The 26,830-nt window shown below is 46.3% G+C and carries 22 protein-coding genes; 12 read left to right on the plus strand and 10 right to left on the minus strand.

Features of this window, described 5'->3' with window-relative positions; genetic code table 11:
- Positions 1–16 precede the first annotated feature (16 nt).
- From P6910_RS15310 to P6910_RS15320, 3 genes are read left to right on the plus strand one after another with little or no spacing between them, the layout of a single operon-like run.
- Complete coding sequence (locus P6910_RS15310; RefSeq protein ID WP_317142149.1) at positions 17–580, plus strand: DUF2878 domain-containing protein; 564 nt, start codon at positions 17–19, stop codon at positions 578–580.
- Positions 574–1,323 carry a hypothetical protein gene (locus P6910_RS15315; RefSeq protein ID WP_317142150.1) on the plus strand — a complete coding sequence of 250 codons (750 nt, stop codon included), beginning with the start codon at positions 574–576 and terminating at the stop codon, positions 1,321–1,323. Before P6910_RS15310 ends, P6910_RS15315 begins: the two co-directional genes overlap by 7 nt.
- Positions 1,310–1,852, plus strand: a complete 543-nt coding sequence (locus P6910_RS15320) for a DUF3833 domain-containing protein (RefSeq protein WP_317142151.1) — start codon at positions 1,310–1,312, stop codon at positions 1,850–1,852. The genes P6910_RS15315 and P6910_RS15320 overlap by 14 nt, the downstream gene beginning before the upstream one ends.
- Positions 1,853–2,001: 149 nt before the next feature.
- On the opposite strand, the gene P6910_RS15325 is transcribed toward P6910_RS15320, so the two are convergent.
- On the minus strand, positions 2,002–5,352 hold the full coding sequence (locus P6910_RS15325; RefSeq protein ID WP_317142152.1) for a hypothetical protein: 3,351 nt from the start codon (positions 5,350–5,352) through the stop codon (positions 2,002–2,004).
- 129 nt (positions 5,353–5,481) lie between these two features.
- Positions 5,482–8,838 carry a hypothetical protein gene (locus P6910_RS15330; RefSeq protein WP_317142153.1) on the minus strand — a complete coding sequence of 1,119 codons (3,357 nt, stop codon included), beginning with the start codon at positions 8,836–8,838 and terminating at the stop codon, positions 5,482–5,484.
- A gap of 201 nt (positions 8,839–9,039) precedes the next feature.
- On the opposite strand from P6910_RS15330, the gene yghU reads away from it, so the two are divergent.
- Positions 9,040–9,879 (plus strand): glutathione-dependent disulfide-bond oxidoreductase, encoded by an 840-nt coding sequence (gene yghU / locus P6910_RS15335; RefSeq protein WP_317142154.1) that lies wholly within the window; start codon positions 9,040–9,042, stop codon positions 9,877–9,879.
- Between the two features lie 299 nt (positions 9,880–10,178).
- Here the strand turns inward: yghU and P6910_RS15340 are convergent, their stop codons facing one another.
- On the minus strand, positions 10,179–10,508 hold the full coding sequence (locus P6910_RS15340; RefSeq protein ID WP_317142155.1) for a DUF5615 family PIN-like protein: 330 nt from the start codon (positions 10,506–10,508) through the stop codon (positions 10,179–10,181).
- Positions 10,508–10,729, minus strand: coding sequence for a DUF433 domain-containing protein (locus P6910_RS15345; protein ID WP_317142156.1), 222 nt, complete (start codon positions 10,727–10,729; stop codon positions 10,508–10,510). The genes P6910_RS15340 and P6910_RS15345 overlap by 1 nt, the downstream gene beginning before the upstream one ends.
- Positions 10,730–11,115: 386 nt before the next feature.
- Here P6910_RS15345 and P6910_RS15350 point away from each other — a divergent pair, with 386 nt between their 5' ends.
- From P6910_RS15350 to P6910_RS15360, 3 genes are all read left to right on the plus strand, one after another.
- Entirely contained in the window at positions 11,116–11,649 is a 534-nt protein-coding gene (locus P6910_RS15350; RefSeq protein WP_317142157.1) for a methylated-DNA--[protein]-cysteine S-methyltransferase, read from the plus strand.
- A 32-nt stretch (positions 11,650–11,681) separates the two neighbouring features.
- Positions 11,682–12,230, plus strand: a complete 549-nt coding sequence (locus P6910_RS15355; RefSeq protein ID WP_317142158.1) for a GNAT family N-acetyltransferase — start codon at positions 11,682–11,684, stop codon at positions 12,228–12,230.
- A gap of 88 nt (positions 12,231–12,318) precedes the next feature.
- A complete protein-coding gene (locus P6910_RS15360) occupies positions 12,319–12,801 on the plus strand; it encodes an RDD family protein (RefSeq protein WP_317142159.1) in 483 nt (160 codons plus the stop codon).
- Between the two features lie 123 nt (positions 12,802–12,924).
- Here P6910_RS15360 and lptG read toward each other — a convergent pair whose 3' ends face one another.
- Together lptG and lptF are read right to left on the minus strand one after the other, a co-directional pair.
- A complete protein-coding gene (lptG, locus tag P6910_RS15365; protein ID WP_317142160.1) occupies positions 12,925–13,983 on the minus strand; it encodes an LPS export ABC transporter permease LptG in 1,059 nt (352 codons plus the stop codon).
- On the minus strand, positions 13,976–15,085 hold the full coding sequence (gene lptF, locus P6910_RS15370) for an LPS export ABC transporter permease LptF (RefSeq protein WP_317142161.1): 1,110 nt from the start codon (positions 15,083–15,085) through the stop codon (positions 13,976–13,978). The genes lptG and lptF overlap by 8 nt, the downstream gene beginning before the upstream one ends.
- Before the next feature lie 507 nt (positions 15,086–15,592).
- On the opposite strand from lptF, the gene P6910_RS15375 reads away from it, so the two are divergent.
- The 5 genes from P6910_RS15375 to P6910_RS15395 all read left to right on the plus strand — a co-directional run bounded on the left by P6910_RS15375 (position 15,593) and on the right by P6910_RS15395 (position 21,512).
- Complete coding sequence (locus P6910_RS15375) at positions 15,593–17,074, plus strand: leucyl aminopeptidase (protein WP_317142162.1); 1,482 nt, start codon at positions 15,593–15,595, stop codon at positions 17,072–17,074.
- A gap of 146 nt (positions 17,075–17,220) precedes the next feature.
- Positions 17,221–17,514, plus strand: a complete 294-nt coding sequence (locus P6910_RS15380) for a hypothetical protein (RefSeq protein ID WP_317142163.1) — start codon at positions 17,221–17,223, stop codon at positions 17,512–17,514.
- 136 nt (positions 17,515–17,650) lie between these two features.
- On the plus strand, positions 17,651–18,082 hold the full coding sequence (locus P6910_RS15385) for a DNA polymerase III subunit chi (protein ID WP_317142164.1): 432 nt from the start codon (positions 17,651–17,653) through the stop codon (positions 18,080–18,082).
- A 75-nt stretch (positions 18,083–18,157) separates the two neighbouring features.
- The gene (locus tag P6910_RS15390; protein WP_317142165.1) at positions 18,158–18,553 is read left to right on the plus strand and encodes a hypothetical protein; all 396 of its coding nucleotides are present in this window, start codon (positions 18,158–18,160) and stop codon (positions 18,551–18,553) included.
- 103 nt (positions 18,554–18,656) lie between these two features.
- Entirely contained in the window at positions 18,657–21,512 is a 2,856-nt protein-coding gene (locus tag P6910_RS15395; protein ID WP_317142166.1) for a valine--tRNA ligase, read from the plus strand.
- A gap of 407 nt (positions 21,513–21,919) precedes the next feature.
- Here P6910_RS15395 and P6910_RS15400 read toward each other — a convergent pair whose 3' ends face one another.
- The 4 genes from P6910_RS15400 to P6910_RS15410 form a co-directional block, all read right to left on the minus strand.
- Positions 21,920–22,279: a hypothetical protein gene (locus P6910_RS15400; RefSeq protein ID WP_317142167.1), complete on the minus strand. Its 360-nt coding sequence runs from the start codon at positions 22,277–22,279 to the stop codon at positions 21,920–21,922.
- A gap of 229 nt (positions 22,280–22,508) precedes the next feature.
- Positions 22,509–24,026: a fumarate hydratase gene (locus tag P6910_RS15405; RefSeq protein WP_317142168.1), complete on the minus strand. Its 1,518-nt coding sequence runs from the start codon at positions 24,024–24,026 to the stop codon at positions 22,509–22,511.
- 593 nt (positions 24,027–24,619) lie between these two features.
- A complete protein-coding gene (locus P6910_RS26875) occupies positions 24,620–24,844 on the minus strand; it encodes a DUF4019 domain-containing protein (protein WP_410493838.1) in 225 nt (74 codons plus the stop codon).
- Positions 24,845–25,451: 607 nt separating this feature from the next.
- Positions 25,452–26,669, minus strand: coding sequence for a hypothetical protein (locus tag P6910_RS15410; protein WP_317142169.1), 1,218 nt, complete (start codon positions 26,667–26,669; stop codon positions 25,452–25,454).
- Between the last annotated feature and the right edge of the window lie 161 nt (positions 26,670–26,830).

A 26,830-nucleotide genomic window follows, 5' to 3' on the forward strand; every position in this document is an offset into this window, starting at 1 on the left:
TAAGGAACGAAGTTACATGGGTTACCGGGGTGGCAACTGGTGCAGGCAGAGTCAATACATTATGGTTAAAGAAAGCAAGCGTTTATTAGTCCTTAACGCCGTGTTATTTCAGCTGGTTTGGTTTATTGCTGTGCAAGGTAACAACCTGTATGCGCTCTTGGCATTACTCTTCTTGCTTTTTGTGCACTTCACGCTAATGAAACCCGATGCACAAGAGTTACGATTGATCTTTTTCGTGCCAGCCGTTGGTATCTTCGCTGACACTTTAATTATGAATGCAGGATGGATTGCATATCAGCGTACTGATCATTTTCTTATTCCAATCTGGCTATGCGTTTTGTGGGTTGCGTTCGCAACTACTCTTAAACATTCGATGAGTTGGGTATTTAAGACCTTCTGGTTACCTCCATTGGTGGGCTTACTGGTTGTGCCATTCAGTTATTGGGCAGGCATTAAATTATCAGGGGCTCAGCTTTTGATCCCCATGGAGAGGCTATTGCTGCTGGAAGGCCTGATCTGGGCTGTTTTATTGACTCTGATTGGCTATACAAAAAGAAAACAGGAACAATCCTTATGCTAGCGTCTTTAACCCCAAAATCGATCATGATGTTCAGCCCGGCTCTACTACTCTCTCCGCTCACTCAAGCAGATCATCCGGCAATTATCGGGTATGCATATCATTTGGGAACACAACAACTGGCATACACTGAAGAGCACAGATTCCCGGACTCCCTGTCTCATCATGTTGTTTATAAAGAGACTGACGGAAGTATTTTCGCCAACAAAACCATCGACTACAGCGATAGCTTTATTGCCCCTGATATCATCCAGACAAATCAGCGTAATGGAGAACTGATCAAAACCGAGTTCGTGGACGGTGCAGTCAAAGTTTCTTACAGAGCAAGCTTCGGTGCAGACACTCAACTATCAGACATCACCTTATCACCTGACCTGGTAATCGATGCCGGCTTCGATCATTACATTCGTTTAAACTGGGACGAACTTTTAGCAGAAAAAGAAACAGTGATTCAATACCTGATACCAAGCCACCAACGGGAAATCGATCTCCGCATAAAAACAGTTGAATGCAAGAAAGACCTGAAAGAGACTCATATTTGCTTCAATATTGCCCCAGACAGCTGGTTATACCGCATGCTCTCGTCGTCACTTACACTCAGCTATGACAAGCAAAGTCAAAAGCTGATGATTTTCTCTGGCCGCTCTAATATCAGCGGTAAGAATGGTGATTATCAGGACGTCACTATTCGCTATCAATTCCATACACCTATTAAAAACCAAGAGATTAGTTATGTTGCGAATTAGCGCCCTACTGATGGTTCTGTTTTTATTTGGCTGCAGCTCCGTCGATATCAGTCAATATCAAGATAACCAACCCACTCTCTCATTACCGGAGTTTTTCAATGGTCCTCTGACAGCCCATGGGATTCTGAAGAATCGAAGCGGCGAGGTAATACGCTACTTTAACGCCACCATGACAGGGAGCTGGGACGAAGAGGGGATTGGCACTCTGGATGAGGATTTTATTTTTGACGACGGTGAAAAACAAAAACGTATCTGGACATTCACTCCGGATGGCAAAGGCAGCTACCTGGCCAGTGCAGGAGATGTTAAAGAAGCCGTGCCTGTGAAAACATCTGGCAATGCCTTATTTATGGCGTATGTACTGAACATCCTCTACAAGGGTAAACCTCTCGAAGTGTCAATAGACGACAAAATGTACCTGGTCAGCGATAAAGTCATCATCAATGAATCCATCATGACCAAGTTCGGTATCGACTTGGGCTATATTACTCTGACGATCATCAAAGACGGGAATGATACCGGCAGCTGAAGATAGTTTCCGTTTGGGCATTCGGTCTATGCAGTAGTTTCATCTGCTTTATTATCTATTCGCGAAAGATATTCAAAGCTGGTGTGGGGCTTCTGTACTGATAGGAGTACTCTGTAATGCACTAATGAGTTTATCCTGAAAGATTGAACTCACAGAGAACTCAGGGCTCCTTTGACCAGCAGCTTTACAATCACTGCATTCAGCGTAACCAATGGATTGACACCAAAAGAAATGCCAAGGTTTGGCTGGTTATCCCGCGTAACAAAACCAACATCGGAGACCAGCTCACGAGGTTCAAATATGAAGAAATCAAAGATATTGGTCGTTTCAGGACAGTCTGGATAAGTCAACTTCGGTATAACGTTCTGTTTTATATCGTTAACGAATCTGGCGTCATGACCACACCAGTAGATAAGCTCTCTAACAGCCTGTGACAGCAACCCATTCTCATCCATGGACTGCCCTATGGACTCTTCTGTGAATTGAGGAAACGCCTTGTGAAACAGGGTAGCCAGAATTGCCTTTATTTTATGCTCATGATTGACTGTGGACTCCCTATTGCCAGAGTCGAACTGTTTTTGAAAACAGAGAGCATATTGCAATACCAGCCCCTGGGCATTTTTTGCCAGTTCTGAAAAGGCCACCTTGGCCCGATCCTCTGACTTTTCAAAATCAAGAAATTTCTGACACCTGCTGGAGAAAAAATAATCTTCACCCAGCTCATTCATACTTTTCGTATCTCCGGAATCCCGCATGCCAATGGGACCTACATTGGGATGTTCTGAGGCTTTTTTCCACTGGAGCATCCTCCCCTCGCTAGAAGCATCCACATAAGACGAAAGCACATGGTGCTTCCGGTTCGTCACAGAATCATGGTCAGCCGCCATTAACTCTGGGGCATATAATCCGCAACTGAATAAAACACCGCAATCATGGGCATACTTATAGAGTCCCTCGAAAATCTGATCCGCCTTTGTTACTGGATCAAGAACGTAAGGGTATAAATGATAAGGCGCATCTTTGGTTGATTTCAGATGCAGAGAATAACCTGTCTTGCCATCAATGTAGCGACACTTTTCCTCCAGTTTGGTCTTTATGGTGGGAGGTATTAATCTCGTCAGGTCAGTCTGCACATTTTCCCAGCAATAACTGCCGACTACTTCAGGTATCGAACTTTTCAAGCCATGCTGGCTGGCTATGGTTGCCATCAGGCTGGTTTTATTACCCTCTTTAGCCAGTTCTTCAGGCTTTTCCGTATCACTGAGAAATTTCAAATAATCCCAGCCGCCATCCGTTCGCTGAATGACCAGCGTTCGCCCGCACACCTCGATAGATTTGCCCATCAATGATGCTGTCGGGGGAGGGGCAGTCCACTGCTGCGGATTGTCCAGTTTTTGCCAATCATTATCAAACTGATTTCCCTGTGGTTGATAATCTTTATCAAGTGATAACAGTAACTGCCAAATGTTAGGACTTCCCACAATATTGAGGGGATAAGCAGTTCTGCAAAACAAGGCTTCCCGCTGTTTTGCACAATCAGGATTGTTTAACCAGGTATTTAGCACATGGATTCGATGGCCTGGAGGAGCAAGCCGCAGAAATGATTCAATGATGTCAAAATGTAAGTTAGTGACGCCAGTGGTGTACGTTACAAGTTGAGAATATGCATATGATCCTGGTGGTGTTGCCGATGCCTCATTGCCCGGGTCCGGCCACAGGTCCGGACGGTAACTTTTCAGCCTGGTTGTAAACGTTGCCTCAACCTCACGGTAGCGCGATTCCGATCGAACCCATGACAGGCCATCCAGCAAAAGCCAGTCCATGAATTTCCTGAAATCATCAGGATGGGTGAGGCCATTGCAGCATTTGACCTGACTGATAAGGGTGTTCCATGTCTCACTATACTGGACATCTTCCTGTAAAAGACCTGCACTGTTTGCCAAAATAGTATCATTAATTCCCTTAAAAATTTTTGCTGCCCACAAGCTTATATCTCTCAGATCCAAATATTTCCCATGATACGCCCATAACCCATTTTCCGATCCATAACTCCCCTTATGGCAAATGGACATCTGTTCCATGACAAGATGGATAAATGGCAGCTCATCCTTCTCTGAATACAGGTGTTCCTCGTGCATCTGCATTCCAAATTGGTCGGGCAAGGTCCATAAAAACGGAGCTATTCGATTGACTGTATTGACAAACAATCGTTCATTGGTCAAACCAGCCTCTTTGGCCATAAGAAAAGGAGATTTATTAAGATTAACCGATGCGTCTTTAAACGCCTGTCTGGAGATGGTAACACCCATTTCAGTCAATAATTCGGAGCATTGGTGAAGTCCTCCCAATACAGCAATCATTGCAATCAGCTTCTGTTCTTCCTGACAAAATGAAACAATAAGTTTGCGGGCTTCTTTTTGTGATTGTTGTGCAATAGCTTCAATAACAAACACCATTATTATGTTTTTTTTGTATCTGTGAATCTCTCTTCTATTAGTAAATCGGTGGTATCGAAATTGATGCTCATTCAAGTCTCTGATTATGTTTCTGCTATTGCATCCACGGCGGAGGTAATTAAAGAAAATCATTAACCTGGCCAATGAAACCTTTGGTATTGATTGTGCAATTACTTCCTGAAATAACATACCATCAATGGATCGGGAATTTAGAATCTCCTCGGAAAGAAGTTCAAAGCGAGAGTCCGGATCAGAAAAAACACCCTTGACAAATAACAGGTCCGGGCAATGATCTTCGCAGTTATCGACCAGCTTTCTCATCGTATCAAAAGGGAGGTATACGGTAGTTTCAAGGTCAAAATCAAGACCGCTGGATAGAGGATTGATGGGGAACCCTTGCTCAATAATATAGGTAAGTACTTTCAGATTGTTTTTTTCGACCCCGGCCCAAATAGCAATATCCCGTGCTATTTTTTGAACATCAACCGCTATTTTTTTCCTTGATTCGATACCGCTTGTAATTTCCGATTTATACCTGCTAACGATGTAAGTATCATTATCAAAATATTCTTTAACCTCTCTTTTCAGCTCATTAACTTTATCCATTAGACTGATATTGACATGTAATTTATCAAATTGTTGGAAAAGTTTCTCAAATTCTTCTTTTATACATTCTTCTTTATCATGTTCTGAAGTCAGTAATTCCAGCAACTTTGTTTGCTCTGGCTGACCATGACCAGAGCTGGGGGCTACTTTCTGGTTGCCTTCGGCCCCAACTTCTATATCGATATTTTTCGGACTGTAAAGTGTGGAATGACTGACACTGTAGTCGGTAAGATCAGGTGAGTTGTCAACACGTTGAAATCGGGGCCCAGATACTCCGGTGTTGCCAGATACAACATTGGCAGGATTGAGGTATATCTCTTTGCCTTCAGTGGATCTTACTGTCAGCGATTTATAGTTCCCTGTTCCTTCACTATCACTGACCTCAGAAATTAAGCCAGATCCGGTCATGGTATTGGTATTTTTACCTGTTACATCCATATATGCGCACCCTTATCAAAATGTTCTTTTTACCTTTTGACAATGAGAACGAAAAAAAATTCCAATTCCCGGGCCACAACGGACAATTGCGGTAAATCCAGTGATGAGTTTATCCTGAAAAGATTAAACTCACAGAGAGGTCAGAGCGCCCCTGGCCAGTAGCTTTACAAGCACTGCATTCAACGTAACCAATGGATTGACACCGAAAGAAACGCCAAGGTTTGGCTGGTTATCCCGTGTAACAAAACCAACGCCGGGGACCAGCTCACGAGGTTCCAATGTGCAATAATCAAAGATATTGGTCGTTTCTGGACAGTCTGGGTAGGTCATCTTCGGTATAACATTCTGTTTAATATCGTTAACGAATCTGGCGTCATGACTACACCAGTAGACAATCTCTCTAACAGCCTGTGACAGCAGCCCATCTTCGTCCATGGCCTGAACCGCGCGCTCTTCTGTGAATCGGGGAAACGCCTTGTGAAACAGAGTAGCCAGAATGGCCTTTATTTTATGCTCATGATTGACTGTGGATTCCCTATTGCCAGAGTCGAACTGTTTTTGAAAACAGAGAGCATATTGCAATACCAGCCCCTGGGCATTTTTTGCCAGTTCAGAAAAGGCTACCTTGGCTCGATCCTCTGATTTTTCAAAATCAAGAAATTTCTGACATCTGCCGGAAAAAAAATAATCTTCACCCAGCTCATACATACTTTTCGTATCACCGGAGTCCCGCATGCCTACGGGACCCACATTGGGATGTTCTGAGGCTTTTTTCCACTGAAGCATCCTCCCCTCGCTAGAGGCATTCACATAAGACGAAAGCACATGGTGCTTTCGGTTCGTCACAGAATCATGATCAGCCGCCATTACCGCAGGAGCATATAATCCGCAACTGAATAAAACACCGCAATCATGGGCATACTTACAGAGTCCCTCGAAAATCTGATCCGCCTTTGTTACTGGATCAAGTAAATAAGGGTATAAATGATAAGGCGCATCTTTGGTTGATTTCAGATGAAGACAATAACCTGTCTTGCCATCAATGTAGCAACACTTTTCCTCCAGTTTTGCCTTTATGGTGGGAGATATTAATGTCTTCAGATCAGTCTGCACATTTTCCCAGCGATATCTGCCGACCACTTCAGGAATTGAGCTTTTCAAGCCATGCTGGCTGGCTATGGTTGCCATCAGGCTGATTTTATTACCCTCTTTTGCCAGTTCTTCCGGTTTTTCTGTATCGCTGAGAAATTTCAGATAATCCCAGCCACCGTCCGTTCTCTGAATGACCAGCGTTCGCCCGCACACCTCGATAGATTGACCCATCAATGATGCTGTCGGGGGAGGGTCTGACCACTGCTGCGGATTGTCCAGTTTTTGCCAATCATTATCAAACTGATTTTCCTGTGGCTGATAATCCTTATCCAGTGATAACAACACCTGCCAAATGTTAGGACTTCCCATAGTATTGAGGGGATGAACAGATCTGCAAAACAGGGTTTCCCGCTGCTTTGCGCAATCAGGATTGTTTAACCAGTTATTTAGCACATAAATTCGATGGCCTGGAGGGGCAAGCCGTAGAAATGATTCAATGAAGTTAAAATGTAAGTTAGTGACACGATTGCTATATGTTTCAAGTTGATCACATAATGTCGGTGATGTTGTCGAATCCTCACTACCCGGGTCCGGCCACAAGTCCGGCCGGTAACTTTTCAGTCTGGTTGTAAAAGCTGCCTCTTTCTCACGGTATTTCGATTCCCCTCGTACCCATGACAGACCATCCATCAAAAGCCATTCCACGAATTTCTTGAAATCATCGGAACGGGCCAGCCCATTGCAGCATTTAACCTGGCTGATCAGGATGTTCCATGTCTCACTATAGCGGGCATCTTCCTGTAAAAGACCTGCACTGTTTGTCAAAGTAGCATCACTCATTCCCTTAAAAATTTTTGCTGCCCACAGGCTAACATCTCCCGGAACCAATGTTGCTCCATGCTTCGGCGCTAAACCATTTTTCGATTCATAACTCCCCTCCTGACAAATCGACAATTGATCCATGACAAGATGAATAAACGACAGCGATTTTTTATCTAAAAGCCAGTGTTCCTGGTGCAGATATAGCCCGAATTTATTGGGCAAGGACCATAAAAACGGAGCTATTCGATTCACTGTATTGGCAAACAGTCGTTCATTCGTCAGACCCGCCTCTTTAGCCATAAGAAAAGGAGAATTTTCAAGATTAACCGAGGCTTTTTTAAACGCCTGCCTGGAGACGGTAATACCCATTTCAGTCAATAGTTCGGAGCATTGGTGCAGTCCTCCCAAAAGTGCAATCATTGCAATCATCTGCTGCTCATCCTGATAAAATGATCCAATAAGATTACAGACTTCTTCCTGTGCTTCTTTTTGTGATTGTTGAGCCATAGCTTCCAAAACAAATACCATTATTATGCTTTTACTGTATCTTTCCATCCTGTGACGATTGGCAATGCGGTGATTTTCGAAGCTATGCCTATTAAGGTCTTTAATCATGTCTCTGGCATTACATTTACGACGAAGGTAGTTAAAAAAAATCATTAACCTTCTAAATGAAACTGTTGGTATTGATTGTGCGATTGCCTGCTGAAATAATTCATCTTTAATGTATCTGGAAGTTAAAATCTCCTCGGAAAGAACGTCAAAGCGAGGATCAGCATCAGCAAAAATACCCTTGACAAATAACAGGTCCGGAAAGTCTGGTTTGCAGTTATCTACCAGCTTTCTCATCGTGTCAAAAGGAAGGTATACAGTAGACTCAGAATCAAGATCAATACGGCCAGCTTTCCTTTCGATAGGAACCCCTTGTTCAATAATATAGGTGAGCACTTTCAGATTGTCTTTTTCAACCCCCGCCCAAATAGCGATATCCCGTACTATTTTTTTAATATTATCCGCTATTTTTTTTCTTGATTGAGCACCATTTATACTTTCAAATTCTTTCCCTGTGTAGCTGTAAGTACCCGTATCAATGTATTCCTTAATCTCTTTTTTCAGCTCATTGACTTTATCCATTAAACTGATACCGACATGTAATTTATCAATTTGTTGGACAAGTTTCTCTAATTCTTCTTTTACACATTGTTCTCTAACATTTTCTGAAGTAAGTAATTCCAGCAACTTTTTTTGCTCTACCTGACCGTGGCCAGAACTGGGGGCTACTTTCTGGTTGCCTTCTGCCCCACCTTCTATACCGATGGTTTTCGGACTGTAAAGTCTGGAATGGCTGACATTGCAGTCGGTAAGAGTAAACGAACTGTCTAGCCGTTGAAATCGGGTTCCAGATACTCCGATGTTGCCAGATACAACATTGGCAGGATTGAAGAGTCTCTCCTTGCCTTCGGTGGATCTTACCGACAGCGATTTATAATTCCCTATTCCTTCACTATCACTGGCTTTGGAAATTAGGCCAGATCCGGTCATGGTATTGGTATTTTTGCCTGTTACATCCATATATGCGCACCCTTATCAAAATGTCCTTTTTACCTTTTGACAATGAGAACGAAAAAAAATTCCAATTCCCGAGCCGCAACCGACAATTGCGATATAACCCCTGCTTGAGTCTTCCATCTGTCAAATACTTTTCCATTTCATTATCTGTTCAAGAAAAGCATTCAAAGCTAGTATGGGTCCACTAATCTGAGGACTTAGAACATGAGCGAACAAGACAAATACGCCCCTCCGGCGGTCTGGACCTGGGACGATGAATCCGGCGGACAGTTTGCCAATATCAATCGCCCGGTATCAGGTAAAACACACGATAAAAAACTGCCCAAGGGAGAGCATCCTTTCCAGCTGTACTCACTAGCCACTCCCAACGGAGTAAAAGTCACTATCATGTTCGAAGAGTTGTTAGAGAAAGGCATTGATAACGCCGAATATGATGCTTATCCAATCAAGATCATGGAAGGAGAGCAATTCGGTAGCGGGTTTGTCGATATCAACCCCAATTCGAAGATTCCGGCATTGATCGATAACAGTGGCGAGAAACCGGTTCGTATTTTTGAATCCGGTGCCATTCTGGTTCACCTGGCAGAAAAGTTTGGCGAATTTTTGCCGCAAAAAGAGGGCCGTGCAGAAGTCATGTCCTGGCTATTCTGGCAGATGGGCAGTGCACCTTTTTTAGGTGGAGGCTTTGGCCATTTTTATGCCTATGCACCCGAGAAATTTGAATACCCGATTAATCGTTACACCATGGAAGTAAAACGCCAGCTGGACGTACTGGATAAACAACTAGCGAAAAACAATTATATCGCAGGCAATGAATACTCCATCGCCGATATCGCTATCTGGCCCTGGTACGGTACTTTGGTCTTGGGTCATCTATACAACGCGGCAGAGTTTTTGAGTGTGGACTCTTATAAAAATGTTAAACGCTGGGCAGAACAGATGGCTTCACGACCCGCAGTTGAACGCGGCAAGATGGTCAACAGAACCTGGGGAGAACCCGAGGAACAGTTGCCTGAACGACATGATAAGACTGACTTCAAATAATTGAGAGCTGTCTGGTAATTAATAAATTCAGCAAGTTGAGGACGATCTTATATTTTTCACTCTCTCAGTCCCAAATACACTCTCAGACAGGAGCGTGGATACGGGCCAAAACATAGAGAAGATATGAAGGTTAAGGTGCAGTCAAAGATTCTGCTTCAGGTGGATATGACCAGTGGCATGACAAAGTCAGTCCTGCGCACGACAGACCTACACTGAGTCGTTCTGAAGTGGGAGCTAAAGCAGAATCTATGCTGCATGATAATCCACCTGTAAGGTAGTGGCTACAAACTTTTGTATAACTAGCCCATTTTCAAGACACCTTTTTTGTCCAATGTGACAAATGATTTTATGATCGCTTCATTTTCTAAAAGAATGGCTTCTACAACAGCCAGTTTTGCATTTCCTGTTGTCAGATAAACCAATTTTGGTGGATGGCCGTACTGAATTGCATAGCGAAGAAAATCTTTGTCTTTGCTGACAATGGTTAACTGTTGTTTTTTTGCATAACACCAGATTTCAATATCAGGTGAGTTATCCGGCTTTGAATGCAAAACATGCAAGCTTCCGGGGTATGTATTATTGATTCTGACAACAAGTTTTGGTGAAAGGTTTTCATCCAACAATAACATCAGGCGGCACCAGATAGCTGATTGGCTGCATAGAGCAATGCAGCCTTAATATGCTCAGCCAGAAGATTAGGGTGTTCATCAAGTATTTCTGCTTGCGTCATACCACTTGCCAGCATTTCCAGTATGTCCGTAACCGTTATTCGGGTCTCTTTTATACAAGGTTTTCCAAAACGTTTTGCCTGATCAACTTCAATATGCTTTAAATAACCTTCTTTATTCATAATTCTCTCCCGAATAAGCCCGTAAACATTCTACAACGGGCCAGTAGCGTGTATTTCCTCTATATACTTAAAACACAATGCTACACAGCCTCACCATTCTAGCAGTAACTTCCAGGGAATTAATTTTCTTGGCGAATATCAGGTGGCGAATATCAGGCACCCAGTTTTTTAGCTTGTTCCCATGGTATGGAGGCTACCACAAAATCCTGGTTTCCTCGCTTTCAGGCCCTTTGGGTTCAGACCAGGAAACCAGTACTTTGTCTTGAGTTTCGGGGTCCGCTTATCGGGATGCATACACTCCAATCCGTAGCATGGGAGCAAGCCTGTAACATATTTTCCACCTCAACCAAACAACCTCAGCTCAAAATATGTTATAAACCTTCACTATGAACACCATCAACATCCAATACTACAAATCACCCGTTGGCGAGCTGATGCTGGGCACCTATGACCAGCAGCTCTGCCTGTGTGACTGGCGCTATCGAAAGAAAAGATTGCAAGTTGACGCGCGTGTCAGAAATGGGCTCAAAGCAGAGTATGTCGAGCAAGACAACGAAGTTATGGCCCTCACCCGACAGCAGTTGGAAGCGTATTTTCGTAAAGAGCGGAATAGCTTTTCAGTACCCCTGCTTCTGGTTGGCACTGCCTTTCAAAAGCAGGTTTGGCAGGCTCTTATGGATATTCCCTATGGAGAGACCACCACCTATGCCGGACTGGCAGAGTCCATGGGAGACAGAAACGCCCTGAGAGCCGTAGCCAATGCCAATGGTGCAAACGGCATTTCAATACTGATTCCCTGCCACCGAGTTATTGCCAGCAACGGTGAACTTCAGGGTTATGCCGGTGGTAAACCGGCTAAAGAAAAGCTACTTAATCTGGAAGGTGGCTTACCTGCTCAACAGGGTTCGCTGTTTGATTAACATACCCTCCCCCTCCGACTCACCATAAAAATATGATCAATATAAAAACACCCAGAACTCAATTAACCCTGCTTGATTCCGAACACGCCGGACTGCTTCTGGAGTACAGACTGACTAACCGGGATCACCTTACCCCCTGGGAACCTGTGCGAAGCAGAGGTTTTTATACACTGGAACAGTGTGAGCACCAGCTCACTGAACAGTACAAAAGCTTCGAGGAAGGTTCAGGTTTCCAGCTCACAGCAATGACACCTGACCGAAAAGAAATCATTGGCCTGTGTAATTTTAACAATGTCGTCCATGGTGCATTTCAAGCCTGTCACCTGGGCTACTCTATTTCGAAAAAATACCAGGGTCAGGGATTAATGTTCGAGATTGTTTCTGCGGGCATGGACTATATCTTTCAGGAAGCAAAGCTTCATCGCATCATGGCCAACTATATTCCTGACAACCATCGAAGTGCTGCATTACTCGAAAAGCTGGGCTTTGAAGTAGAAGGCAGAGCCCGGTCTTACCTCAAGATTGCCGGAAAGTGGCAGGATCATATTCTGACATCCAGAATCAACCCTGCGGATCATTAACAGCCTTACTTTTTATGGGTGCCTTTATGCCATAGCTGCCCAACAAGATAGAAACTGATAAACTCCGCAGCCTGTTACAGGAGTTTTTATGTCAGGCACATCTCAAAAGAAGCAGGCTCAACCCGCACCCGTTTGGCGGCGACTGGCTGCCATGATCTACGACAGTTTTCTGGTTTTGGCCATTATGTTTCTGGTGGGTTTTATCAACCTGGGTATTCAGATGAAGGTGCATGGAGCTGAAGAACTCAAGGCCATGACAGAGAGCGGGCAATCCATTGGCGGACCTTTCTTTTATGCTGCGCTTTTTCTGAGCATTTTCAGCTTCTTCGCCTTTTTCTGGTCTCGTCGAGGCCAGACACTGGGCATGCAGGCCTGGAATATTCAGATTTTGGATCGGCAAGGGGGTTATATTTCTATCGGCCAATGTCTGATTCGCACACTGACCGCTATTCCTGCCCTGTTACTTTGCGGACTGGGAGTCTTCTGGTGTCTCTGGGATCGGGAACGTCTGAGCTGGCAAGATCGGTTATCGCGGTCCAGAACGCTTTATATTCCTAAACAAAAGTCCTGACCGGATAAATAACAGGCAGTCAGCCTATGTCAGCTAAATGACTGCCTTGGTATCTGGCTTCAACACCATTCCTACCCTTTCAAAATAGCCAGCCATCTTCCGAAATAAGACTGCGCTCTGTCATCAGGCAGCCCGGTATAGCAACAATGATCCTATACCAATACAGATTAGAACCGGCAGCAGAACAGAGAAGACTGGCGGAAAACCAAACACCAGGCTGGAAGGCCCCAGCAGGTTCTGCACAATCATAAATACCACCCCGGTAATCACACCCGAAAAGATTCTCAACCCCATACTGACCGAGCGCAGAGGACCAAAGACAAAGGAGATCCCCACCAGTACCAGGGAGAAAATAGACAAGGGTTGCAGTGCTTTTGTCCAGAACGCCAGCGCATATTCCCCCGTATCCAGCCCCTGCTCTTCCAGATAACGGGTGTAAGTATTCAGGCCTGATATAGACAGGCCATCGGGCTTAACCACCACCACTTTCAATAGCGTTGTTGTCAGGTTGGTATCCCAGGGCTCTGTATTCACTTTTTCTGAAACGACTTTATCGCCTTCCATACGACTAAGAGTGACATCTTCAAGTAGCCAGTGATCCTGTTGATAGATCGCCCTTCTGGCAAACGAACTCTCCTTGAGCTTCATATCATCATCAAAGACGTACCGACTCACACCATAGAGCACACCATTAGGCTCAACGGCATTAAAATACATAAATTCATTGCCTTCACGGTGCCAGACCCCTTCTCCGGAATACTCGCCATTGTAGGATCGGGCGATATTCTTCCGGCTTTCGGCAATCTGCTCTGTGGCAGGCGCCACATATTCTCCCAATACGATGCCTATGAAAATCAGCACCAGGGCCGGCTTCATCACAGACCAGACCATCCGCCACAGCGAAACACCTGCGGCTCTCATGACCACCAGCTCGCTGTTTGAGGCCATACTGCCAAGGCCGGCAAGACATCCAATCAAGGCTGACACCGGGATGAACTCATAAATCTTCTTGGGGATGAGAAGCAAAATATAGACGACTGCATCCGCCATCTGATAATTGCCACGAATATTATCCAGCTCACCCAGAAACGCGAACATGGATTCCAGCGCCACCAGAATCAAAAGCACCACGACCATGGAAGCCAATACGTTCCATGCGATGTAACGGTCCAGTTTACGCATGAGCAACTTTCCTTTTGGCAATCATGACCCGCAAAGGCTCCTGAAAATAAACGACCAATGCAAGCAGCAGATAAACCCCATGCACCGACCAGACACCGACCTGTGGAGAAAGGCGACCATCATCAACCATTCCCCGGGTTGAAATCAGTAACGCCAGATAAAGTAAATAGAGTAATACACCGGGCAAGAGTTTGACGAAGCGCCCCTGTCTGGGGTTTACTTTTGAGAGCGGTACAGCCAGCAACACAATAATTGGGATCAATAATGGCAGTGAGATACGCCACTGCAACTCCGCTATATAGGTGAGATTATCAGAGCCTAACAATGCAGAAGTCGGCAACGCCTGCTCTTTACTGATCTCATCAGCGACTGCATTCTCTTCCATTCGGACGCCATAGGTTCCATACTGGGTCACCCTGACTTTTTTGCCGCCGGGTGTCAGATCGTAGCGATAACCATCACTCAGGATCAGATAGCGCTGACCGGCCTCCTCTGTGGTAGATATACGACCACGCTCTGCCAGCACCAGAGACATCTCTGAGCTACCCCGCCCGGATGACTGGTGAGCAATAAACACCTTCTCCATCTGTTGATTGTCATCCGTCAGCGATTCGGTGTAAGTAACCCGGTTTGCCCCCTCAAACTTTTGAAAACGACCCGGTACCAAGGTATCGAACTCAGTCATGGAATCCTGCTGATGAAGAATGGTTTCTACTTTCTTTATCCCCCAGGGGGCGACCAGAATACTCAGAAGAGCTACCAATAGCATAACGCCCAGCGCCGGAATCATGGTCATGCGCAGCAGCTGACCCTGACTGACACCACAGGCCCCCATAACCGTCATTTCATTCTCTACATAGAGCCTGCCATAAGCCATGATAATGCCCAGAAACAGCCCCAGGGGAATAATCATTACCAGGAATTCGGGCATTCTGTAACCCATAATGGCAAAAAGGATATCGGCGTTCAGCGTGCCATTAGCGGCCTGCGCAAGATAGTTCACAAAACGGCCACTCATGATAATCAGGAGCACAACGCCGGTCACAGCAAATGTGACCTTGAGCATTTCTTTGGCCAGATATCGAAAAAGGATCGAAGGCATGATCTTGAGTTACTGTTTCCGATAGTTCATAAAAGTAAAACTCACTTACCCGACAGGTCCGGTAAGTGTGACGCTTCAGGATAGAGAGTAATCCTGGCCATTTGTCGACCATCAAAACATGATTTTTCTGCCCGAAAAATCAGTTGTCGACACATTGAGACAATAAACGGACTAAAATCTATCTCTGAAAGCCTTGCGGGAATTCACTTCTCGTGCAAGCTCTGTTCAAATACCCGATCTGACAATTATCCAACAAACCTCTTCGAGTTTATAGCCCGGATGAAAGAAGTCTCATCATTTACATGCCTTTTGCAAAAAAAGGGTGTGTACCTGAGAGGCATTCAGGGTTGACTCAGGTGTCCGTCGGTTCAATCGAAATCCCGACTTCTGGTTACCAGAGCCACAAGCCCGATTAAGAGTATTTATCAGGAATTTGTCAGAAAGATTAACAGGAAATCGGGTCATCCCCGAGAGTTAGAACCGGACAAGTGTCCTATGGGAGCAACCATGCAATTTATCGTAAAAAGCGGAGCGGTAGAGAAGCAGAAAACTGCCTGCCTGGTACTGGGTGTGCAGAAGAAAGAGCTTACCGCCGCAGCCGCAGCCGTAAACGAAGCCAGCAAGGGTGCCATCAACAGCATCCTCAAACGAGGCGACCTCAAGTACAAGGCAGGTCAGACCCTGTTGCTCCAGCATGTTCCGGAAATGCCCTCTGAGCGGATTCTGCTCTGTGCGACCGGCGAAGGAAAAACCGCCCTCCAGGAAAGTGAATTCATCAAACTGGCCAAAGCCGTTGCTGGTGAACTGAAAGCTGCCTCTGTCAAAGACGCCCTGGTGTCCCTGGAAGATATCAATGTAGACGGCAAGGACCACAGCTGGAAAGTACGTCAGCTGGTAGAAGCCATTGTGTATGCGTTCTACCAGTTCGACGAATTCAAGAGTAAAAGTGCCGATACACTGGTACTGAAGAAAGTCACCTTTCTGGCTGATCGCAAGCAGGCAAAATCTCTGAATCAAGCTATTGCTGAAGGTCAGGCCATTGGTGAAGGTCGTAACCTGGCTCGCACTCTGGGCAACCTGCCGGGCAATATCTGCCACCCGACTTATCTGGCAGACCAGGCTAAAGCTTTGGCAAAATCCCATGCCAGGATGACCGCCAAGATTCTGGGTGAAAAACAGATGTCCGATTTGGGTATGAACTCCCTGCTTTCTGTAGGCCAGGGTTCAGACCAGGAATCCAAATTGATTCTGATGGACTACAAAGGTGGCAAGCGTGGCGAGAAGCCCATTGTCCTTCTGGGTAAAGGCATCACCTTCGATACCGGTGGCATTTCCCTGAAGCCCGGCGCAGCCATGGACGAGATGAAATTCGACATGTGCGGTGCAGCCAGCATTTTTGGCGCCATGCAAACCATCCTGGCATTGAACCTGCCCATCAACGTTGTGGGTATGGTTGCCGCCGCCGAGAATATGCCCAGTGGCAACGCTACCCGCCCGGGAGACATCGTAACTTCAATGTCAGGCCAGACCATTGAAATTCTTAATACTGACGCCGAAGGCCGTCTGGTACTCTGCGATGCTCTGACTTACGCCGAGCGTTACAAGCCAAAAGCAGTGATCGATGTTGCCACTCTCACAGGTGCCTGCGTTATTGCCCTGGGTCACCACACCACCGGTCTTCTTGGCAACAATGACGAGCTTACCGAAGCACTGCTGAAAGCTTCCAAAGACGCTTCCGATCTGGCGTGGCAGCTGCCAATGGGTGAAGAGTATCAGGCTCAGCTGGATTCCAACTTTGCTGATATGGCCAACATCGGTGGCCGTGCGGCTGGCACCATCACTGCGGCCTGCTTCCTGGCACGCTTTACAGAAAGCTACCCATGGGCTCATCTGGACATCGCCGGAACGGCCTGGAACTCCGGTAAAGCCAAAGGTGCTACCGGTCGCCCTGTACCCATGTTGATTCAATATCTGCTGAACCAGCTGTAATATTCTCAGGGTTGTGGATCTCTGGAGGCTCACAACCCCTGTTTCCGAAAATCATCAACGCAACATTCGATAAGCCGCTGTCAGATGTCTTGCCGTAAACCTCTGCTAGTCTGTGCCATTCACTCATATTGATTGGAGTTATGCCAGTGAATACAAAAGCAAAGCCTCAGCCGACAGAGATTGATCATATTAGAAACACCTTGGCTGATGTCGTTGATGGTTTGGGTCAAACCCGTGGTGAAATGCACCAAAGGTTTGACCAGCAAGAGAAAGAACATAGTCAATTCAGACAAGAAGTTAATGAGCGGTTTGGCGGCCTCGAACATGAGGTCCATGAGGTTAAAGTCCGTTTTGACGGCCTCGAACAGAAAGTTGACCGGCAAGGCTCTGAAATCAGTGAAATCAAAGAAATGCTCCAGGTTTTGCTTTCCCGCCAATAACCAGGCTACCTGACCAGCGGTGGAGCAGGTTCCGTCCTTAAGGGCTCCACCCGAGGCACCTTCGGTGCGCAGCTAACCCAAACGCTAACTGTTAACGAACTTTAAACCAGCATCATTTCCCATTACACTCAACCTCATGTCTCGAGTTACCTTCTATTTACTGCAACAGCAGTCTGCCCAAGCCGTTAAAAAGTTCGCCTGTCGACTGACCGACAAAGCGTGGCGTAGTGGTATGCCTGTACATATTCATACGGATAATGATATCCAGTGCGAAACCCTGGACCGACTGCTTTGGGAATGGCGTGAGGACAGTTTTCTGCCACACCAGATCATCCACAACGAGACAACGGTAGCGCCAATCACGCTGGGATATGAACCACCGAAATCGTTGCACGACAACACCCTGCTGATCAATCTGTCCGGCCAAATTCCGAACTTTTACAAAAATTTTGTCCGAACCTGCGAAATTGTTGACCAGAGTCCGGGCCCGGTTGAGGTTCTCCGTGAAAAATTCAGGACTTATGTTATGGATGGCATCCAGCCGGAAACCCATCAAATCCGGGATTGAAGACATTAGCGGGTAAAAAGCCATTAGCGGGTAAAAAGCCATTCGCAGGCAAAAAGAAATTAGCAGGTAGAAAATATGAGTCAGAAAAAGACGGAAGGTCTGCTGAATGAACAGGAAAGACTAAAAAGCCTTCTGAAGGAAGAGATAGACCGCAATGATCATCTCAATCAACACATTCCTGTTCTTACCGACCTTGCTGAGCATGAAGGGGCCAGGCAGACCGTCACAGTTCTCAATGTCACCGGGGATTATCAACAGAATGATTCGCAGGAACCGCCTATTCTGAGCCCCCTGCTTAACCCCGGTGTCACGGAGTCTGAACTGAAAACCCGGTTACGCAAACAGGCCCGACTCCTGATTCAGGAGATCATCGATGAAGAGCTGGTCAGGGTCGAAGCTCAGCTGAACCGTGAGCTTAACAACTATCTGGATCACCTTCTCGATCATATGCCCGACGGTCTATCGGATTAACATCTTCTATCATTCAAACAGGTGACTTCTCCTATTAACACTGCCCTGTCGGTTCCGTGTATACTGCACCGTTTAGATCAGAACCTGTCAGAACCCTGTAGTTATGGAAAAAACGTTTAACCCTCACGCGATTGAGCGCAGCTGGTATCAGACTTGGGAAGAAAAAGGCTACTTCGCCCCCTCCGGCGAAGGCTCTCCCTACTCCATCATGATTCCACCGCCCAATGTCACCGGCAGTCTGCACATGGGTCACGCTTTTCAGGACTCCATTATGGACGCCCTGATTCGTTACCAGCGCATGAAAGGCAGCAATACTCTGTGGCAGGTGGGTACTGACCATGCTGGTATTGCCACACAGATGGTGGTAGAGCGTAAAGTCCAGGCGGAAGAAGGCAAGACACGTCACGATTATGGCCGTGAAGCTTTTACCGACAAGATCTGGGAATGGAAAGAAGAGTCCGGCGGTCACATCACCCGTCAACTGCGTCGTCTTGGAGCCTCTGTTGACTGGGACAATGAACGCTTCACCATGGATAAAGGTTTCTACAAAGCCGTTCAGGAAGTCTTCGTTCGCCTTTATGAAGACGATCTGATCTATCGTGGCAAGCGCCTGGTCAACTGGGACCCCAAACTTCATACCGCCATCTCTGATCTGGAAGTGCTGAATAAGGAAATCAAAGGGCACATGTGGCACCTGCGGTATCCTTTGGCTGACGGCGAAAAAACCGCTGAAGGCAAAGACTACATTGTCGTAGCCACAACCCGTCCCGAAACCATGCTGGGTGACACAGGTGTTGCCGTTAATGCCGCAGACGAACGCTATAAGGCCCTGATCGGAAAAGACATTATCCTGCCACTGGTCAACCGTCGTATTCCCATCGTTGCCGATGAACATGCCGACATGGAAAAAGGCACAGGTTGTGTAAAAATCACTCCGGCTCACGACTTCAACGATAACGAGGTCGGCAAGCGCTGCGGCCTGCCCATGATTAATGTTATGACTCTGGAAGGTCATATCAGCGAACGGGGTGAAGTCTTTAACATTGACGGTTCCAGCAATCACGACATGGACGCCCCCATCCCCGGGAAGTACCGTGGCATGGAGCGTTTTGCTGCTCGTAAAGCCATTATTGCCGACTTTGAAGCGGCCGGGCTGCTGGAAGAAGTTAAAGATCACGAGCTGATGGTGCCTTACGGTGACCGCTCTGACGTTGTTATTGAACCTCTGCTGACGGACCAGTGGTTTGTCCGTGCCGGGCCTATGGCAAAACCCGCTATTGAAGCCGTCAAAGATGGCCGCATTCAGTTTGTCCCCAAACAGTACGAAAACATGTACTTCTCCTGGATGCAGGACATCCAGGACTGGTGTATTTCCCGCCAGCTCTGGTGGGGCCACCGCATTCCTGCCTGGTATGATGAAGAGGGCAATGTTTATGTAGGTCGCAGTGAAGAAGACGTACGACAGGAAAACAACATCCCGGCCGAAGTCAGCCTTAAACAGGAAGACGACGTACTGGATACCTGGTTCTCTGCCGCACTCTGGACTTTTGGCACCCTGGGCTGGCCTGAAAACACCGGACGCCTGAAAACCTTCCACCCGACAGATGTTCTGGTGTCCGGCTTTGACATCATTTTCTTCTGGGTTGCCCGGATGATCATGATGACCATGCATTTCGTCAAAGATGAAGATGGCAACCCTCAGGTACCGTTCAAATACGTCTACATGACTGGCCTGATTCGAGATGAGAACGGCGACAAGATGTCCAAGTCCAAAGGCAACGTACTGGACCCTCTGGATATGATCGACGGCATCAGCCTGGAAGATCTGGTTGCAAAACGCACCGGCAATATGATGCAGCCACAACTGGCGGCAAAAATTGAAAAACGTACCCGCAAAACCTTCTCTGAAGGTATCGCGGCGCACGGTACGGATGCTCTGCGTTACACCCTTTACTCACTGGCTTCCACCGGCCGTGACATCAACTGGGATATGAAGCGCCTGGAAGGTTACCGAAACTTCTGTAACAAGATCTGGAATGCAGCCAACTATGTACAGATGAACACCAGGGGTGAAGACTGTGGTCAGAGCAATACCGACGTTGAGCTGACTCTGGCGGACAAGTGGATTATTTCCCGGCTGCAACGCCTTGAAGCCCAGCTTGAAAAGAATCTGGCAGACTTCCGCCTGGATCACGCGACCCAGAATCTCTACGATTTCATCTGGAATGAATACTGTGCCTGGTACCTGGAGCTTTCCAAGCCCGTTCTATGGAGTGAAGATGCTTCTGGAGCCCTGAAGCGGGGTACCCGTCGAACACTGGTGCGGGTTTTGGAAACCATTATGCGTCTGGCTCATCCATTCATGCCATTTATTACTGAAGAGATCTGGCAGAACATCAAGCAAGAAGCCGGCGTTGAAGGTGAAACCCTGATGCTACAGAGCTACCCAACTCTGGACGAAAGCAAGCTGGACGAAACTGCCGAGCAGGACATCGAATGGCTGAAAGGCTTCATTACCGGTATCCGTAATATTCGTGCTGAACTGAATATTGGCCCCAGCCGTGAACTCAATGTTCTGCTGCGCAACCTCTCTTCTGACGACCAACGTCGCCTTGATGAAAACAGCGCTTTTCTGAAGTCTCTGGCAAAATTGTCGGACATTCGTCTTCTGGGTTCTGACGAGGAAGCACCTATGTCGACGACTCAGCTGGTCGGCAAGATGGAAGTTCTGGTGCCTATGGCGGGCCTGATCGACAAAGACAAGGAAGTAGCCCGTCTGAGCAAAGAAGTTGAACGACTGAATAAAGAAGTTCAGCGTTTTGAAGGCAAACTGGCCAACGAGAAGTTCATCAACAACGCCAAACCTGAAGTGGTTGCAAAGGAACGCGGCAAGTTGACCGAAGCGCTGGCTGCCAGAGAACGCCTCGATGATCAGCTCAAGGCGATTCAGGCTCTGTAAATCCGTTAGCTGTTGAGTTTATCTGTTATTGAGTTCTGAAAACATAAAAAGGCCCGGGTGCTAATAGCAGCCAGGCCTTTTTTACTGGCCTCTTAGGCGGCTGTTGATATTCCCCTAATGCCTTGTGCGAGCGGAGCTAAGTCTTCTGGCAAAATAACATTCGTGCTTTCCCACTTTGCAGGAAAGCACTGCGGTCATAAGGGCACCTCTGGTAGCTCCATCAAGAGTTTCATTGAGGACACCCTTGGCAAGGGCTGTCCTACTGCCAATATTCCGGACATGAATTGCTCCTTTGCGTTATCTCCTTTGACCCGCTCCTTTTCTCGCTATTGCTATCATGGGGTAATAAAATTGATTAAGAACTAACCAGAGCGTCAGTCTGACTAACAATATTCCTATGGGAGCAGCTAATCAGTGTTTTTCCGGAATTGATCCCTGATCTGCTGCAATCGTATCCACTCTTCTTCAGCAGCCAGTAACTCTGAAAACAGCTCATCATCAACGACCGACTCACAATGATTGTCCTCGACAACACCCCCTGGATGCTCTGCAATCCAGAAGTGCTCGAATCCACCTTCAATTTGGAGGTTCAACAGATTAGCCCGGACGATTCTGGAATCAGAATCCATCCTGATAACGTCTTCCCTATCTGAGACGAGGCGTTTAATCCTGGCAAAGAGGTTCTGCCAGAAGAAAAGAAACTCAGCTTTTTCAGGATTATCCCGGCCGGAGGTAGGCTCCCGAGCCTGATCAGAATCGTCAACCATTGTGCGTCCTTGCTGCATGTTCTAATAGATTGATTATAGAACCCTGCTCATATCTCACCTGACATCCAGATTTTGGCAGTGTCTATGTTCCATTCAATCAGGCAGGAGCACTCTGAGAATCCACTAAAAGGAGCAGAAAGATCGTCAAAAGAAAGGCAACTGTGGAATAAACTAACGAATAAAGCCGGACCAGCCCCGAGAGGCTGATCCGATACAGGCTCTTGAAAACTTATTTAATAGCCAGAACCTGCTCTTCTATCTTTTGTTTCCAGATTTGTGGTCCGGTTTTGTGGACAGAATCACCGGTGTGATCGACTGCTACGGTCACAGGCATATCCTTAACCTCAAACTCGTAGATAGCTTCCATACCCAGCTCTGGGAAGGCAACGACTTCCGCTTTCTTGACTGCCTGGGAAACCAGATAGGCGGCTCCACCCACAGCAATCAGATAGACAGATTCGTTATCCTTGATCGCCTCAATCGCAGCGTCACCCCGTTCAGCTTTGCCAATCATTCCAGCCAGCCCCGTCCGCTCCAGCATAGTTCGGGTAAATTTGTCCATACGGGTAGAAGTGGTTGGACCCGCCGGACCAACCACTTCGTCACGAACCGGATCAACAGGTCCAACGTAGTAAATAAAGCGACCTTTCAGATCAACAGGCAACTCTTCGCCACGAGACATCATGTCAACCATACGCTTATGAGCAGCATCACGACCGGTTAGAATTTTTCCTGACAGCAATACCGTGTCGCCCGGCTTCCAGCTTTTGATCTCTTCTTTGGAGATGTCATCAACATTAACCTTGCGCACCCCTTCACTCATATCCAGAGCGACTTCAGGGTAATCATCTAGGCTCGGAGCTTCCTGAATAACAGGGCCATTGCCGTCCAGTACAAAATGCGCATGTCGTGTGGCAGCACAGTTTGGAATCATCGCCACGGGCAAAGAAGCGGCATGAGTCGGGTAGTCCTTGATCTTGATATCAAGCACCGTGGTAAGACCACCCAGACCCTGCGCACCAATACCCAGACTGTTGACGGCATCCATGATCTCCAAACGCAGCTCTTCAACCCGGTTACTGGGTCCGCGCTCTCTGAGTTCATGGATATCAATGGGATCCATCAGAGATTCCTTGGCCAGCACCATGGCTTTTTCAGCTGTTCCACCAATACCAATACCCAACATGCCCGGAGGACACCAGCCCGCGCCCATCGTCGGCACGGTTTTCCTGACCCACTCAACAATATCATCAGACGGGTTAAGCATGGCCAGCTTGGACTTGTTCTCGGAACCTCCACCTTTGGCTGCCACCTGGACATCAACAGTATCTCCGGGCACCAGAGTCATGTGAATAACAGCAGGTGTGTTGTCTTTAGTGTTTTTGCGGGCACCTGCCGGATCTTCCAGAACAGAGGCACGCAGAACATTTTCCGGATGCGTATAGGCACGGCGAACACCTTCATTCACCATATCCTCGACACTTCGGCCACTTTCAAAGCGGACATTCATACCGATCTTCAGGAAGACCGTAACAATACCTGTATCCTGACAAATGGGTCGCTTGCCCATTGCACACATTCTGGAATTAATCAGAATCTGGGCCATGGCATCTTTGGCAGCCTTAGAGGGCTCTTTTTTCCAGGCATCATGAACAGCGTGAATAAAGTCCAGTGGATGATAACAGGAGATAAATTGCAGAGCGTCAGCTACGCTCTCAATCAGATCCTCTTCACGAATTAGTGACATTGCGCTCCCCAACTCCCATGTTCGGTCCAGAAACCTGTCGGACTTAAAGCACAGTTCCAACAGACCCCGGATTTGCAAGCTTCAAACTATTGCGATCTCTGAAGAACAGCCTTCAGGACCCTGGCCGGTTCCCCGGCTCTGTTGTTCGGTTCTGATCTGAACAGAAACGTCTGTCATACAGATCAGAATATCAACGAAGACCCCTTCGAAACACGACAGTTTCATCGGTTTCCCATGAGCTTCCCCTCCTCATTTGCCCGGCCAGTATATCAATGCTTTGCATCAGAAAACATGGATTGAAAACAGGATCTATCACTTTTTATCACGGATTGCCGAAACAAAACGACAGACAATACCTGATAACACGGGTCAGAGCAGAATAATGCTCTCGGTTAATACGCAAAAAAGTAAAAAACAGAACAGCATTGCAAAGCAGGTTTTTCTTCAGAAGAGGGCAGGCTGGAAAAAGACGACAAGTGCAATAGGCTGATATATTGGAAGTGAGTCAGTTACCGGTTACTAAAAATCAGTTAATGAAGTAACCTATAAACCCCAGCCCTGATGCTTTTAGTCAGAGTCAGCATTTCAGTAGCTCACTTACCTGAGAATACAGATCGATATTGAATGACAACATACTCACCATCTGGCATCTTCGCTAAGAAAGTCATAGGCTTTGTCAGCGATAAACTGCGCGATTGAAGACTACCGCCTGGTTCAGCAGAGCCACATAAGGGGTATGGGGTGAAGAGGGTATTCCCACGCAATAGCTTTAAGAAATATGGGAAAATTAGGACAAGCATTAAATATTTTAAACTCATGCCTGGTAAAAATAGTTTTTTTTAACCCAACAAACCTCAGAAATTTGCGAATTTACTATGAACTTTCATTTGTCACTCTTTGATGGGAAACCATAATGATGCGGTTCATTATTATTATTTGTTTTTTACAAACAGAGAAGAGAAAGAAATACATCACTCGATCTATAAATTATGCAGTAAATTCAGCAGTCATAGCTACGGTTTGTAACTCTACAGATGAAAAAGCATACAGCTTACTTTCATATTACTGGAATAATTTGAAACATAAAATAAATTCTAAAAACATTGAAAAAATGCGTACTTATGGATTCAACTGGACAAGTAACGATCTAATCTGATACCCGTTCCTTGAAGCTGCACTTGACCAGTGTTTTTAATAAGAGGCCTCCAGACTGAAAGCTTCACTGTTTTGGAGGACGAGGTTGTTGCTAATGTGTGAAGAATTTTTCGTTTACGCTATAGGGGTTTTAACCTGCCAGGCGACAGCCTATGTTGTTTTGTTAAAGCTTTTGCAATAGCCTCTAAAGTATGGGACTGAGACAATAGTTACGAATACATAGCTGCCTGCGGTAACACAGGCAACCCCGGACTTGATAAGAAGTTGAAGTTAAGGTCTCGATTCTATGAAAATATCTACTAATGAGCCCTTGGAATCAGATTCATCGATTACCTGTAAATTTATTTTTGGAGTCAACGGTATGGTTTTGGCGTCTGATGGTGGTGAGGAATTTATTATCTGCCTGACACCATAAATTTGTGGGCCCTCAACCTCTCCCATAATCCTTTGAATTGCCCGCCTCTCTATTATCTCCCAGACTTCCCGGAGGCTTTTATCCGGTACTGCCTTGACTGGAGAACTGGCTTGAGACAGTTTGCGAGATATATTAATTGTAAATTTTGAGTTTCTGGATGAAAGAGAGTCTATATTGACTGTGCCTTCTGTAGTGTTGGTGCTGACAAGCATTGTTACTGGAACACTAACCGTATTCTTTCTCTTCCTGTTTTTCTTTGCTCTTGATGTATGTGGGACTTCGATGCCCAGATTAATATGCCCTGTGAGACGAAATTGGTAGTGATCCTGCTCATTCGTAGCGTAGCTTTCAGAGGCAGCAGCTGCATTAGAGGGCCCTTCTTCAGGTGGCGGTCGTGGGGAGGTCTCAGCCAATATGTTTGCAGAAGGCGCTTTTCTTTTCCGCTTTGATCGCGAGGTTTCCTTGTTGGTGCTTCTGTCGGAAGCTCCTTGTTCTCCTGGTGCTGGTTCATTTTCAATGCTGGATGAAGAAGCAGTGCTTCCGCAAGTAGTCACTATTGGATCTTGAAGTATTGGATCAATCACATATAACTGATTCTGTCTTTCAATTTCAATAGGCCCCATCGGGAGAGCGATTGCGAAACCAGATTGTTGGCCAGCCCCAGTTGCCATTTGAATTAAATTCTCGTGCGTAAGCATTTGAAGAGTATCATGAGTCATTACCCCTTCCTCTAAAGAAGGAGAGAACAAGCGATCTGGAGTTGAGGAGTAAGAAGGCGGCCAGAGCTCTGCAACAAAAGATGGGTTTTGACTGTAAAAAGACTCAGGAAAGATAATTGCAGCACTTGGTTGTGGTGGCTGTTGATTAAGTGAGGGACCAAGAGTGTGTGAAATAATAAGGTGGCAATTATCCCCTTGCCGATGTGCAACGACAATTTCGTCATATATTTCATTAATAACAACGCTATATTCGGTGGCGCTATCAACTGAGTCATCATCTGCACAAGCATTGATTACTGTAAACCCAAGCACAAGTGTAAATAATATTCTTGCAAAAAGACTAGAGAAAAGCATCGTTTATTACCTGATTTACTACCAGACAGAAACATTCTGGCTCATCCATGATGACCAATTGGCCACTTATAATAGCACATAACCTCAGGTTCAAGTGCTGCGCATCAGCGCATTCCTTTGGAAAAATTTGTTAGTTTACGGGATTATGACTATATTCAGGT

It is taken from the genome of Endozoicomonas sp. 8E (genome assembly GCF_032883915.1).
Taxonomy (GTDB): domain Bacteria; phylum Pseudomonadota; class Gammaproteobacteria; order Pseudomonadales; family Endozoicomonadaceae; genus Endozoicomonas_A.